General features: G+C 69.5%; 13 protein-coding genes. All 13 read left to right on the forward strand.

Annotation, left to right across the window (positions count from 1 at the left end):
- The first annotated feature begins 258 nt into the window (after nucleotides 1-258).
- The gene (locus OG574_RS31515; RefSeq protein WP_326775964.1) at nucleotides 259-1,182 is read left to right on the forward strand and encodes a hypothetical protein; all 924 of its coding nucleotides are present in this window, start codon (nucleotides 259-261) and stop codon (nucleotides 1,180-1,182) included.
- Nucleotides 1,183-1,516: 334 nt separating this feature from the next.
- Nucleotides 1,517-2,530 carry an ABC transporter ATP-binding protein gene (locus OG574_RS31520; RefSeq protein WP_326775965.1) on the forward strand — a complete coding sequence of 338 codons (1,014 nt, stop codon included), beginning with the start codon at nucleotides 1,517-1,519 and terminating at the stop codon, nucleotides 2,528-2,530.
- Nucleotides 2,527-3,393: an MlaE family ABC transporter permease gene (locus OG574_RS31525; protein WP_326775966.1), complete on the forward strand. Its 867-nt coding sequence runs from the start codon at nucleotides 2,527-2,529 to the stop codon at nucleotides 3,391-3,393. The genes OG574_RS31520 and OG574_RS31525 overlap by 4 nt, the downstream gene beginning before the upstream one ends.
- A gap of 8 nt (nucleotides 3,394-3,401) precedes the next feature.
- Entirely contained in the window at nucleotides 3,402-4,208 is an 807-nt protein-coding gene (locus tag OG574_RS31530) for an MlaE family ABC transporter permease (RefSeq protein WP_326775967.1), read from the forward strand.
- A gap of 1 nt (nucleotide 4,209) precedes the next feature.
- The gene (locus OG574_RS31535) at nucleotides 4,210-5,451 is read left to right on the forward strand and encodes an MCE family protein (protein WP_326775968.1); all 1,242 of its coding nucleotides are present in this window, start codon (nucleotides 4,210-4,212) and stop codon (nucleotides 5,449-5,451) included.
- The gene (locus OG574_RS31540) at nucleotides 5,448-6,509 is read left to right on the forward strand and encodes an MCE family protein (RefSeq protein ID WP_326775969.1); all 1,062 of its coding nucleotides are present in this window, start codon (nucleotides 5,448-5,450) and stop codon (nucleotides 6,507-6,509) included. The genes OG574_RS31535 and OG574_RS31540 overlap by 4 nt, the downstream gene beginning before the upstream one ends.
- A gap of 5 nt (nucleotides 6,510-6,514) precedes the next feature.
- Complete coding sequence (locus OG574_RS31545) at nucleotides 6,515-7,579, forward strand: MCE family protein (protein WP_326778691.1); 1,065 nt, start codon at nucleotides 6,515-6,517, stop codon at nucleotides 7,577-7,579.
- Nucleotides 7,579-8,580: an MCE family protein gene (locus tag OG574_RS31550; protein WP_326775970.1), complete on the forward strand. Its 1,002-nt coding sequence runs from the start codon at nucleotides 7,579-7,581 to the stop codon at nucleotides 8,578-8,580. Before OG574_RS31545 ends, OG574_RS31550 begins: the two co-directional genes overlap by 1 nt.
- Before the next feature lie 38 nt (nucleotides 8,581-8,618).
- Nucleotides 8,619-9,737, forward strand: coding sequence for an MCE family protein (locus OG574_RS31555; protein ID WP_442816940.1), 1,119 nt, complete (start codon nucleotides 8,619-8,621; stop codon nucleotides 9,735-9,737).
- Nucleotides 9,734-10,963 (forward strand): MlaD family protein, encoded by a 1,230-nt coding sequence (locus tag OG574_RS31560; protein ID WP_326775972.1) that lies wholly within the window; start codon nucleotides 9,734-9,736, stop codon nucleotides 10,961-10,963. The genes OG574_RS31555 and OG574_RS31560 overlap by 4 nt, the downstream gene beginning before the upstream one ends.
- A gap of 38 nt (nucleotides 10,964-11,001) precedes the next feature.
- Nucleotides 11,002-11,478: a hypothetical protein gene (locus OG574_RS31565; RefSeq protein WP_326775973.1), complete on the forward strand. Its 477-nt coding sequence runs from the start codon at nucleotides 11,002-11,004 to the stop codon at nucleotides 11,476-11,478.
- Nucleotides 11,475-12,218 carry a hypothetical protein gene (locus OG574_RS31570; protein ID WP_326775974.1) on the forward strand — a complete coding sequence of 248 codons (744 nt, stop codon included), beginning with the start codon at nucleotides 11,475-11,477 and terminating at the stop codon, nucleotides 12,216-12,218. The genes OG574_RS31565 and OG574_RS31570 overlap by 4 nt, the downstream gene beginning before the upstream one ends.
- A 33-nt stretch (nucleotides 12,219-12,251) precedes the next feature.
- Nucleotides 12,252-12,779, forward strand: coding sequence for a nuclear transport factor 2 family protein (locus OG574_RS31575; protein WP_326775975.1), 528 nt, complete (start codon nucleotides 12,252-12,254; stop codon nucleotides 12,777-12,779).
- The last annotated feature ends 15 nt before the right edge of the window (nucleotides 12,780-12,794 follow it).

The following is a 12,794-nucleotide window of genomic DNA, read 5'->3' on the forward strand; positions in this document are numbered from 1 at the left end:
ATTCGCCGCGTTTCTTGTCGGCCGTTGCTCAATCGGGTCGCTGCTTCTTGTCGCCGGATGAGGACTTCGGGCGGCGGGCGCGAAAATGCTCACTCGGTGAGCAGTTCGGTCCGTGTATTGCTCAGCCCGCTACAAACGCGCGAGTAGCTGAATTCCCGTCAACGAGCCCATTGCCGCAGAGGGTTTCCCGTCAGTAACGTCCGGATAGCCCGACTACTTCTCCCCGCGCACCTTCGACCTTCGCGAAGGGAATTCAGCATGCGTATCCGCAGACCCGCGACGGTGCTCGCCGTGACAGCTCTGGCCACGCTCGCCGCCGTGGCGCCGTCGTCGGCCGCCACCGAACTGGGCGGCGCCTGGGCCCCGTTCACCCGCTGCCCCGTCGACAACCCCGCCATGCTCGCCGCCGACGGCCAGACCGACGTGGCGATCTGTATCGCCTCCAGCTCGGCGAGCGGCTCCATCAAGCTGGGCAACTCCCAGGTCCCGACGGGCCGCACCGACCTCCAGGCCGGCGTCGTCACGCACCCCGGCGGCACCTCCACCGTCGTCTCGCCCCCGGGCGGCGCGCTCGTCGCGGACCCGGCCGAACTGCCCGGCGGGCTGCTCGGGTTGATGTGCCCGAGCGACATTCCGCTGGTGAGTGACATCTGCAAGCAGCTGACCGACAACACCCTGAACCGGGTGACCGCCACCGTCGAATCGGTGAACACTCCGACCGACTTCCAGCTGCTCAACGGCGTCCAGCAGGGCAAGCCGATCATTACGCTCCCGGTCCGCATCAAGCTGGACAACCCGTTCCTCGGCGACTCCTGCTACATCGGCTCCGCGTCCGATCCGATCGTGCTGCGCCCGCAGAACGTGACCGCGCCGGCCGTCTCCCAGGGCCGGTTCGACCCGGACGGCACGGCCAACCCGACGGGTGTTCTTGGGCGCATCAACGCGGACGACGCCGACCAGGGCGACGCGACGTACACCGTCCCCGGTGCCAACGGCTGCGGCCTGCTCGGCGCCCTCGACTTCGCCGTCAACCTGAAGTCCGGGATTCCTGCCGCCTCCGGCAGGAACAACGTCGTACTGAAGAGCGCGTCCACGCACGTCGCGGTGTTCGCCGACCCGAAGAGCGTGGCACCCAACGAGGGAGCACTGCTGTCGCAGTACTGGCATGCGGCCGTGAAGTAACCCCGCCCCTGGCCTTTTTCATAACCCACGAACAAAACAGCCGACCCGATTCGTACGGAACTGACCAAAACGATAGGGGTGTTCGAGGTTCCGTGGAAACTTCGCGAACCGCTATTGCCGGGTCAGGTTACTCGGCCGTAACGTCAAATCCGTGTGGCCTCCCCCACAGGTTCTGCTCACTTGGAAACAAGGCTGTGCCGCGAATTTGTCACCCGCTGACAAATTACTCACCGCGGTGCGGAATCAGCTGTCGTACTGCTTGTCCCGGCGGTATCGGCCGACTTAGCGTGCGCCTCCCGGTGCACATGAGCAACGAGTGCTTGCTGGAGGTGACATGGGAATCGAAGTGAAGGTCGAGGGCCTGACCAAGTCCTTCGGCAAGCAGAACATCTGGCAGGACGTCAGCCTCACCCTGCCCGCCGGCGAGATCAGCGTGATGCTCGGGCCGTCCGGTACCGGCAAGACCGTCTTCCTCAAGTCCCTGATCGGGCTGCTCAAGCCCGAGCGGGGGCGGGTGATGGTCGACGGTGTCGACATGGTGCGCAGTCCCGAGCGGGATGTGATGGAGGCCCGGAAGCTGTTCGGGCTGATGTTCCAGGACGGCGCCCTGTTCGGGTCGATGAACCTCTTCGACAACATCGCCTTCCCGCTGCGCGAGCACACGAAGAAGAAGGAGTCGGAGATCCGGCGGATCGTCATGGAGCGCATCGACGCCGTCGGGTTGGTGGGCTCGGAGGGGAAGCTGCCGGGGGAGATCAGCGGCGGTATGCGGAAGCGGGCCGGGCTGGCGCGAGCCCTCGTGCTCGATCCGCAGATCATCCTCTGTGACGAACCCGACTCCGGGCTCGACCCCGTACGGACCGCCTTCATCTCGCAGTTGCTCATCGACCTGAACACGACGACCGACGCGACCATGCTCATCGTCACCCATAACCTCGACATCGCCGCGACCGTGCCCGACAACATGGGGATGCTCTTCCGGCGCAACCTCGTGACGTTCGGGCCGCGCGAGGTGCTCCTCACCAGTGAGGAACCGGTCGTCGCGCAGTTCCTCACCGCCAGCAAGGCCGGGCCGATCGGGATGTCGGAGGAGAAGGACGCGGCGGCGCTGGCCGCTGAGGCCGAGCGGAACGGGGGTGTGACCACCGTTTCGCCGCGTGAGATCGTGCCGCAACTTGAGCCGTCTCCCGGACTCGGGGCGCGAGGTGCTGTCGCGCGGCGCCGGGAGCGGGTGCTCGGGCTGCTCGACTCCTTGCCGGAGTCGGCGCGGGACGCGATCCGGGCCACGTACGGCCACGAAGTGCTGGAGCCGACTGCCGTGCTGCCCCGGGCCGGGGGTGCCGTATGAGCACGGGAACTCGTCTGCCGAAGAAGGCTGAGTCCCGGGTGCGGCCTCGTCGTGGTCGGGCGCGCAGTTCCCCGCGCGCCAACGGGGCGCAGGCCAATCCGCTGCTCGGGCCGCTCAGACAGACCGGCAAGCTGTTCGCCCTCGGGGTCGAAGTGGCGCGGGCCGTGTTCCGGCGGCCGTTCCAGTTCCGGGAATTCGTCGAGCAGTTCTGGTTCATCGCCAGTGTCACCATCCTGCCCGCCGCCCTCGTCTCCATCCCGTTCGGCGCGGTCATCGCCCTCCAAGTCGGGTCACTCACCCAGCAGTTGGGGGCGCAGTCCTTCACGGGCGGGGCCAGCGTGCTGGCCGTCATCCAGCAGGCCAGCCCGCTCATCGTCGCGCTGCTCATCGCCGGGGCCGGCGGCTCCGCCATCTGCGCCGACCTGGGCTCGCGCAAGATCCGCGAGGAACTGGACGCCATGACCGTCATGGGCGTCTCGCCGGTGCAGCGGCTCGTCGTGCCGCGCGTGCTCGCCACCATGTCGGTCGCGCTGCTCCTCAACGGCATGGTGTCCGTCGTCGGCACGCTCGGCGGCTACTTCTTCAACGTGGTCATGCAGCACGGGACCCCGGGTGCGTATCTGCAGAGCTTCAGCGCGCTCGCCCAGCTCCCCGACCTCTACATCAGCGAGCTGAAAGCCCTCATCTTCGGGTTCATCGCCGGGATCGTCGCCGCCTACCGCGGGCTCAACCCGCGCGGCGGGCCGAAGGGCGTCGGGGACGCCGTCAACCAGTCCGTCGTCATCACCTTCATCCTGCTCTTCTTCGTGAACACGGTGATGACGGGGATCTACCTCCAGATCGTTCCGCCGAAGGGAGGCTGAGCCGCCCCATGGCTTCCCCACTGGCATGGCTCGATCGCTCCGGTGATCAACTCATCTTCTATATACGGGCGTTGGCGTGGGCCCCGCGTACCCTGCGCCGCTACACGAAGGAAGTGCAGCGGCTGCTCGCCGAGGTCGCCTTCGGGTCCGGCGGGCTCGGCGTCATCGGCGGCACCATCGGCGTGATGATCGCGATGACCGCCGCCACGGGCACCGTCGTCGGACTCCAGGGCTACGCCGCCCTGGACCAGATCGGTACCGCCGCGTTCACCGGGTTCGTGTCCGCGTACTTCAACACCCGCGAAATCGCCCCACTCGTGGCCGGTCTCGCACTGTCGGCGACCGTCGGCGCAGGGTTCACGGCGCAGCTCGGGGCCATGCGGATCAACGAGGAGGTCGACGCGCTCGAAGGGATGGGCGTGCGGTCCCTGCCGTATCTAGTCACCACCCGCATCATCGCCGGGGTCGTCGCCATCGTGCCGCTCTACGCCGTCGGGCTGCTCTCCTCCTACTTCGCCTCGCGCCTGGTCACGGTCGTCTTCAACGGCCAGTCGCAGGGCACGTACGACCACTACTTCAATCTCTTCCTCTCGCCGACGGACGTCCTGCTGTCCGTCCTGAAAGTGCTGATCTTCAGCGTCATGGTCATCGTCGCCCACTGCTACTACGGCTTCCGCGCCAGTGGCGGGCCCGCCGGTGTCGGCGTCGCCGTGGGACGGTCCGTGCGCAACGCCATCGTCCTGATCTCCGTCACCGACTTCTTCCTGTCGCTCGCCCTGTGGGGCGCGACCACGACGGTGAAGGTGGCGGGCTGACATGAGGACCCTGCGCCGCAGACTCGCGGGTGTCGTCTTCCTGATCGTGCCCGCGCTGCTCATCTGGCTCGCCGTCGCCGTCTACAACAAGGACTTCACCAACTCCGACCAGGTCGTCGTCGAGACCGGGAACGTGGGCAACGAGATGCATCTCGGCGCCGAGGTCAAGTTGCGGGGCGTCGTACTCGGCGAGGTCCGCGGGATCGATGCCACCGCCGACGGCGCCCGCCTCACCCTCGCGCTCGAACCCGGCGCCCTGGATCACGTCCCCGACGACGTCCGCGCCCAGATGCTGCCGACCACGCTGTTCGGCGAGCGGTACGTCGCCCTCGTACCGCCCTCGAGCCCCAGCACCCGGATGCTGCCGGCCGGGGCCGTCATTCCGCAGGACCGGTCCGCCAACGCCATCGAGCTGCAGCAGGTGCTCGACCACGTCCTGCCGATGCTCACCGCCGTACAGCCGCAGAAGCTGTCCGCAACCCTCTCCGCAGTCTCCCAGGCGCTGCAGGGGCGAGGCGACCGCATCGGCGACACGCTTGTTCAACTCGACGCGCATCTGCGCAAGTTCAACCCGAACCTGCCCACCTTGAACGAGGATCTGAAGCAGCTCGTAAAGGTCTCCCACGTGTACGCCGATGCCGCGCCCGGCATCATCGACGCGCTCACCGACTTCACCACCACCAGCGGCACGATCGCCGAGAAGGAGAGCGAACTCGCCGGCACGTACGGGGCCACGACCCGGACCGCCGAGGACCTCGACGCCTTCCTGCGTGCCAACCAGCACAACATCATCCGGCTCTCCGCCGCCTCCCGTCCCACACTCCAGCTGCTCGCCGAGTACGCGCCGTCCTTCCCGTGCACCCTGCGCACCCTCGCCGACTTCGTGCCGCGCATGGACAGGGTCCTCGGCAAGGGCACGGACCAGCACGGCATCCATGTGGACGTCACCACCGTTCCCTCGCGCGGCGAGTACGTCGCCGGGCGGGACACCCCCGCCTACACCTCCGGCGGCGGTCCGCACTGCTACCCGGTGCCGTATCTCGGCGCCGCGACCGCCAAGGCGCCCGTCACCGCCACCGCGTCCGCGGAGCAGGACCTGGGGCCCGCCAACTCGCCGCAGGAGAACGACCTGGTGAACGAGCTCATCGCACCGGGCGCCAAGACCTCGCCCGACGACCTGCCCGACTGGTCGAGCCTGCTCGCCGGGCCCGTGTACCGGGGGACGGAGGTGAAGCTCAAATGAGCGGAACACCAGGGGAGTTCGCGCACATGAAGCGGCGGTCCCTCGCCGGGCCGCTGGTCAAGTCGCTCGTCTTCGTCGTCGTCACCGCCCTGGCCACCACCGTGCTCGGCTTCTCCATCGCCAACACGGGCGTCGGCACCGACACCGTCACCTACAAGGCCCTGTTCACCGATGTCACCGGCCTCATCGACGGGGACGGCGTACGGATCTCCGGGGTGAAGGTCGGGGAGGTGACGGACGTCCGCGTCGTCGACCGGCGCACCGCCCAGGTCACCTTCACCGTCGAGAAGGGCCGGCCCCTGCCGCGTACCACGACCGCCGCCGTGAAGTACCTCAACATGGTCGGCCAGCGTTACATCGCCCTGGGCCGCGGCACCGGGGCCGCGTCCGGCGACCTCGGCCCCGACGGCACGATCCCGCTCGCCCGCACCACTCCCGCCCTCGACCTCACGCTCCTGTTCAACGGGTTCAAGCCGCTGTTCGAGGGCCTGTCCCCGAAAGACGTGAACGAGCTCGCCGGGTCCATCGTGAAGGTGCTCCAGGGCGAGGGCGGCACCGTCAACAGCCTCATCGAGCACGTCGGCTCGCTGTCGTCGACCGTCGCCGCCAAGGACAAGGTGATCGGCGAGGTCGTCGGGAACCTCACCGACGTCCTGACCACGATCAACGACCGCGAGGACCAATTCGACGACCTCGTCACCACCCTCCAGGAGCTCGTCTCCGGCTTCAACGACGACCGCAAACCGCTCGGCCACGCCATCGAGGCGATGGGGGACCTGACGACCGTCACCGCCGGGTTCCTGAAGGACGCGCGGGCGCCGCTGAAGGGCGACATCCACCAGCTGGGACGCCTCTCCACCTCGCTCGGGGACGGCATTCCGCAGATCGAGAACTTCCTCGACAAGACTCCCGCCAAGCTGACCGCCCTGTCGCGCCTGTCGTCGTACGGCTCCTGGTTCAACCTGTACCTCTGCGAGGCCAGGGTCGGCGGCGTGACCATGTCCGACGGATCGAAGCCGCCCACCGGCATCGCCGTCACCGCTGCGAGGTGCCAGTGATGCGGATGCCAGTGAAGGGCAGGTGGCCCTCGGTGAAACCGATCCAGGAGCGCAACCCCGTGGCTGTGGCCGTGGTCGGACTCCTCGCGCTCGCCCTCCTCACGCTCGCCGCGTTCAACGCGAGCAGCCTGCCCGTCGTCGGCGGCGGCACCGCCTACTCCGCCGACTTCAGCGAGGCCGCCGGCCTCGGCGACGGCGACGAGGTGCGCATCGCGGGGGTCAAGGTCGGAGAGGTCACCGGCGTCGCCCTCGACGGGAACAAGGTGAAGGTCACCTTCGACGTCCAGGACAGGGCCACCTGGATCGGCGACCGCACCACGGCCGCCATCGCCATCAAAACCCTGCTCGGCGAGAAGTACGTCGCCCTCGACCCGGTCGGCTCGGCCCGCCAGGACCCGCGCTCCCGCATCCCGCTCTCCCGCACCACATCCCCGTACGACGTCACCCAGGCATTTCAGGACCTCAGCGGCACCATCGACGAGATCGACACGAAGCAGCTCGCCGCGAGCTTCGAGACGATCTCCGACACGTTCAAGGACTCGCCGCCCGATGTGCGGGCGGCGGTCAAGGGCCTGTCCGCACTGTCCAGGACCGTGTCGTCGAGGGACACGCAGCTCGCCGAACTCCTCGCGGGCAGCAAGAAGTTGACGAAATCGCTCAAGACGAAGAAGTCCAGCTTCGAGACGCTCATCGACGACGGCGGCTCCCTGCTCGGCGAGCTGCGCAAACGGCGGGCCGCCATCAAGGCGCTGCTCAGCGGCAGCTCGGCACTCGGCAAGGAACTCGGCGGACTCGTCACCGACAACGAGAAACAACTCGGACCGACCCTGAAGGCCCTCGGCCGGGTGACAGACGTCCTGGCGAAGAACCAGGGCAAGCTCGACAAGACCCTCGCCCTCGTCGGCCCCTACTACCGGCTCATCGGCAACACCCTCGGCGACGGCCGCTGGTTCGACAGCTATCTGTGCGGCGTCGTGCCACGCAACTACCTGCCCGAGGACTCCCTGCCGGCGACCTCCTGCATGCCGCCGAAGAACGGAAAGTACGACGTCAAGGGTGGTGGCCAGTGATGAGTACGCGCCGCAGACTGCTCGTCGGGACACTGGCGCTCGCCGTGCTCCTGGCCGCCGGGATCGTCGGCGTACGGGCCACGGGGCCGGGCGGCACCCGGATCACCGCCTACTTCGAGCGGGCCGTCGGCATCTACGCCGGCTCCGACCTGCGGATCCTGGGGGTACGCGTCGGACGGGTCGCCTCCGTGGACCCCGAGGGCACCCAGGTGCGGGTCACGCTCGACATCGACGACGGGGTGAAGGTGCCGGCCGGGGCGCGGGCCGTGGCGGTCGCGCCCAGCGTCGTCGCCGACCGGTACGTGCAGCTCACGCCCGCCTACACCACGGGCCCCGCGCTGCGCGACGGCGCGAAGCTGCCCGCGTCCCGCAACCGCACCCCCGTCGAGATCGACCAGCTCTACGACAGCGTCACCGAGCTGGGCAAGGCGCTCGGCCCCGGCGGCGCGAACGCCCAGGGCGCCCTTTCCGGACTGCTCGACACCGGTGCCAAGAACCTCAAGGGCAACGGGGCGGCGATGGGCGACAGCATCGAACAGTTCGGCAAGGCCGCCAAGACGCTCAACGGCAGCAGCGACGACCTGTTCACGACGCTCAGCCAACTCCAGACGTTCACCACGATGCTGAAGGAGAAGGACGGCGGCGTGCGCACCGCACAGGAGAACCTCGACGACGTCACGAACTACTTCGCCGACAACAAGGACGACCTCGCCGCCGCGCTCAAGGAACTCGGCAAGGCACTCGGCCAGGTGAAGGCGTTCATCAAGGACAACCGGGGCGAGCTGAAGAAGAACGTCGAGCGGCTCGTGCCGATCACCCAGACGCTCGTCGACCAGCGCGCGTCGCTCGCCGAGGCCCTCGACGTCGCGCCACTGGCCGCCGGGAACGTGGTGAACGCGTACAACCCGCGCACCCGCACCCTGGACGGGCGCGCGAACCTGAACGAGCTGAGCATGGGCGGGCCCCTGCTGCCGCTGCCCGTCGCAGGGGGTGACCGGTGACCGCCGTCCGTCGCCGGAAGGCGGCCACCGGCGCCGGGATCGGCTGCGCCCTGTCGGTCGTGGTCGCCTTCTGCCTGACCCTCGGCGTGATACCCGTCCCCACCCCGTCCTTCGGCGGCATCGAGGACCTGCCGCTGCCCGGCGGCGCCGACCTCGGACCCCATCCCTACACGATCACCGCCGACATGAAGGACGTGCTCAGCCTCGTCCCGCGGTCCGCGGTCAAGGTGAACGACGTCGCCGTGGGGCGCGTCACCGACATCCGCCTGGCAGGCGACGGCAGTTGGGCCGCGCGCGTCACCCTGCGCATCAACGGCGACGTCGAGCTGCCCGCCGGCACCAGTGCCCGCCTGGAGCAGTCCAGCCTGCTCGGCGAGAAGTACGTGCAGCTCGTCGCGCCGAGGAACGGCACCGGGTCCCTGCGCGCCGGCGACCGCATCCCCCTGTCACGCACCGGCCGCAACACCGAGGTCGAGGAGGTCTTCGGCGCCCTGTCGCTGCTCCTCAACGGCGGCGGCGTCAACCAGCTCAAGACGATCACCACCGAGCTCAACTCGGCGCTCGGCGGACGGGAACCGGAAGTCCGCTCGACGCTGCGCCGCGTCAACACCCTTGTCACGAACCTCGACGACCACCGCGGCGACATCACCGCGGCGCTCGACGGCGTCAACCAGCTGTCGGCGACACTCGCGCACCGCAAGGAGGATGTCGGGACCGTGCTGACGAAGCTCTCACCCGGGCTCAAGACCCTCAAGAAGCAACGGGGGTCGCTGGTGACCATGCTGCGCTCCCTCGACCGCCTCAAGGGAGTCGCCGTCGACACCATCGACGCGGGCCAGGCCGACATGGTCGCCGACCTCAAGGCCATCGCGCCCACCCTCAAGGCGCTGGCCGACGCCGGCAAGGACCTGCCGGACTCCCTCCAGGTCCTGCTCACCTATCCGTTCACGGACGAGGTGCTGCGCGGCGTCAAGGGCGACTACCTCAACGCGTATCTGGACGTGACGGCTGTGCCGGGCACCCAGCTGATCCCACCGTTGACCGGGGACGACCCTGGCCCGTCCCCGTCCCGCTCGACGACAGCGCAGTCCGCCGCCTCCTCGCGGAAGCCGCCGCTGCCGCTGCCCTCCGTGACGCCGGGGGGTGGTGGCCGGTGATCACCCTCGCGGTCCGCCTCAAGAACCTCGCGTTCCTCGTCGTCGCCGTCCTCGTCCTCGGCTACCTCGGCATTCGATACGCAGATCTGGGCGGCTACGTCGGAGCCGCCGACTACTACACGGTGAAGGTACAACTGCCGCGCACCGGAGGTCTGTTCACACATTCCGACGTCACCTATCGGGGCGTGTCGGTGGGCAGGGTCGGACCGATCGGGCTCACTCCCGACGGGGTGCAGGCCGAACTGCGCATCAAGAAGTCCGCGCCCCGCATCCCCGACGACGCCAAGGCGGTCGTGGCGAGTCTGTCGGCCGTCGGCGAGCAGTACATCGACCTGCGCCCCGGCCGTACGGACGGCCCCTATCTCGCGGACGGGGCCCGGATCGCCCCGGTCGCGACGAGCGTGCCGCGTCCGGTGACGGACGTCCTGTCGAGCGTGGACGACCTGACGACATCTGTGCCGCTCGACTCGCTGCGCACCGTCGTCGACGAGTTCGGCAAGGCCTTCGAAGGACGCGGCGACGACCTCCAGATCCTCATGGACAACGGCTCCGACTTCGTCCAGGCCGCCGACCGCGCCCTGCCGCAGACCACGAAACTGATGGCCGACGGCGAGGTCGTGCTGCGCACCCAGGCCGAAGAGGGCCGGGCCATACGGGACTTCGCGTCCGGCGCGAAGGACCTCGCGGCCACGCTCAAGGGCTCCGACGCCGACCTGCGCCGCCTCATCATGGCCGCGCCGGAAGCCGCCACCCAGCTCAGCGCACTCCTACGTGACCTGGACCCGGACATCGGTGTCGTCCTGGCCAACCTCCTCACCACCTCGGAGGTCGCCGTCACCCGGCAGCACGGCACCGAGGAACTCCTCGTGAAGCTGCCCGCGGCCGTCGCGGCGGGCGCATCGGCCGTCGACGGAAAGAAGGTCAACCTCGGCATGGCGGTCACCTTCTTCAAACCCCTGCCCTGCACGGCCGGTTACTCCGGTACGCGCTACCGTCTCGGCACGGACCTGAGCGCGGCGCCGACGCTCAACAAGGGCGCGCGCTGCACGTCACCCCCGTCGAGCGGGATCGGCGTACGCGGCTCGGCGAACGCGCCGGACGGCGGAGGCGTCCCGAAGCCGGCCCGGCCCGGGGCGCTGTCCCTGCCCTCGGTGGACGACGCAGCGGACCGCACGTCACCCGGCATGGCGGACCTGCTCGCCCTCACTCCCGGGAGCGGCGCGTGAGGGCGTGGGGGCGCGGCCCGCGACGAATCCTCGCGGGGGTGGGACTCGTCACGGCCCTCGCGCTGTGCGGGACGGGCGCCTGGTCGTACGCGCAGGCACGGGGCGACGACGACCTCGCATACGCCCGCTCGCGCGACGCGGCCCTGGCCGACGGGCGCGCGGCCGTGGTGACGCTGACGACCCTGGACGCGTCGACGAAGACGCGTGCCCGCTCGGGCATCACCACCTGGAAGACGGTCACGACGGGCCCGCTCCGTACGCAGCTCGGCCGTCTGGCACCGGCTGCCGGGGCGTCCTCGCGGGGTGTGGTCACGGACGCGGCGATCACGGCGCTCGACGACCGCGCGGGCACCGCGAAGCTCATCGCCACGGTCCGGGTGGAGACCACGCCGAAGAACGCCAAGTCCCCGTCGGCGGACCGCAAACGCCTGGAGGCGCTCCTCGCGCGCTCCTCAGACGGCACCTGGCGCGTGAAGGCGCTGAACGCGGTACCGGTGACGGAGGTGTCCGGATGATGTGGGACGGGATCGGACGCGTGGTGCGGGTAGGGTCCGAGGAGGACGAACTGCCTGGGACCGAACCGGAGTTCAAGGCTGAGAGCGGGCTTGCGGCGACGGACCTCGATCCGGCCCCGGCGCCCGACGCCGCTGCGGGGACCAATGGCGACGCGGAGACCAGGTCCGACGCCGCTGCGGGAACCAATATCGACGCCGATGTGGAGACCGGTACCGACGCCCAGCAGCCCGCCGTCCGGCCCCGCCGTCGGTTCCTCCTCGGCACCACCGTCGCCTCTGTCCTGCTCGCCCTCGTCGGCGGCGTACTCCTCTACCAGGCCCACGAGTTGAGGAGCACGCCCGCCGCGGCCAACCGCGCGCTCACCGACGCCGAGGCGACCACTCGGGTCGGCGGGGACGTCGGCAGCGCGCTCGCCAAGGTCTTCTCGTACGCGCCCGGCGGCACCGACGCCACCGAGCGCTCCGCGCGAGAAGTGCTTTCGGGCCGCGCCGCGCACCAGTACGAGCAGCTCTTCGCCCAGGTCAAGGACAACGTCCGCGCCCAACGCGTCACCCTCACCACGCAGGCCGTACGGATCGGCACCGTCAGCCTGCGCGGGGACACCGCGCATCTGCTCATCTTCCTCGACCAGACCGCCCGGCGCGGCCGGGGCAAGCCCACGACGTCCGCGGCCCAGCTCTCCGTGACCGCCCGGCTGCGGGGCGACGTATGGCTGATCGTCGACATCAAGGCCCGTTGAGCCAACGCCCCCGACCCGAAGAAGGGACCGCGCATGACCCGGTTCACCCAGCCCCTGCTCGTCTCGGCGCTCGCCCTCGCCCTTGTCGCGGGTGGTGTCGCCGCTTGGGCCGGCTGGTCCTGGTACGGGGCGGCGCACGACGACTCCGCCGCTTACGCCGCCTCCCGCGACGACGTCCTGGAAGCGGGCGAGCAGGCCGTGCAGAACCTCAACACGCTGGACCATCGCCGCGTCGGCATCGGACTCGACCTGTGGGAGTCCTCGACCACCGGCGACCTGCACAGCCAACTGGTCAAGGGCCGCGACGAGTTCGCAGCACAGGTGAGGACCGCGAAGACCGTCAGCACGGCCAAGGTGCTGTCCGGGGCGGTGACAGAGCTCGACCAACGGGCGGGCCGCGCCCGCGTGATGATCGCCCTGCGCGTCACCGTCCGGGCCTCGGGCCAGAAGGCGACCGACAAGGACAGCCGCATGCTCGGCGAACTCATCCGGACCGGCGGCCACTGGAAGCTCAGCGCCCTCGGCCAGGCGCCGGTCGGCGACACCGCGACGACGGACTGACCAGGGGAGAGGCCC

This window comes from Streptomyces sp. NBC_01445, assembly GCF_035918235.1.
Lineage (GTDB): Bacteria > Actinomycetota > Actinomycetes > Streptomycetales > Streptomycetaceae > Streptomyces.

What these genes read in the sequence shown, in the direction of transcription:
- OG574_RS31515 (WP_326775964.1), top strand. Translation starts at nt 259, where the DNA reads ATGCGTATCCGCAGACCCGCGACGGTGCTCGCCGTGACAGCTCTGGCC.
- OG574_RS31520 (WP_326775965.1), top strand. Translation starts at nt 1,517, where the DNA reads ATGGGAATCGAAGTGAAGGTCGAGGGCCTGACCAAGTCCTTCGGCAAG.
- OG574_RS31525 (WP_326775966.1), top strand. Translation starts at nt 2,527, where the DNA reads ATGAGCACGGGAACTCGTCTGCCGAAGAAGGCTGAGTCCCGGGTGCGG.
- OG574_RS31530 (WP_326775967.1), top strand. Translation starts at nt 3,402, where the DNA reads ATGGCTTCCCCACTGGCATGGCTCGATCGCTCCGGTGATCAACTCATC.
- OG574_RS31535 (WP_326775968.1), top strand. Translation starts at nt 4,210, where the DNA reads ATGAGGACCCTGCGCCGCAGACTCGCGGGTGTCGTCTTCCTGATCGTG.
- OG574_RS31540 (WP_326775969.1), top strand. Translation starts at nt 5,448, where the DNA reads ATGAGCGGAACACCAGGGGAGTTCGCGCACATGAAGCGGCGGTCCCTC.
- OG574_RS31545 (WP_326778691.1), top strand. Translation starts at nt 6,515, where the DNA reads ATGCCAGTGAAGGGCAGGTGGCCCTCGGTGAAACCGATCCAGGAGCGC.
- OG574_RS31550 (WP_326775970.1), top strand. Translation starts at nt 7,579, where the DNA reads ATGAGTACGCGCCGCAGACTGCTCGTCGGGACACTGGCGCTCGCCGTG.
- OG574_RS31570 (WP_326775974.1), top strand. Translation starts at nt 11,475, where the DNA reads ATGATGTGGGACGGGATCGGACGCGTGGTGCGGGTAGGGTCCGAGGAG.
- OG574_RS31575 (WP_326775975.1), top strand. Translation starts at nt 12,252, where the DNA reads ATGACCCGGTTCACCCAGCCCCTGCTCGTCTCGGCGCTCGCCCTCGCC.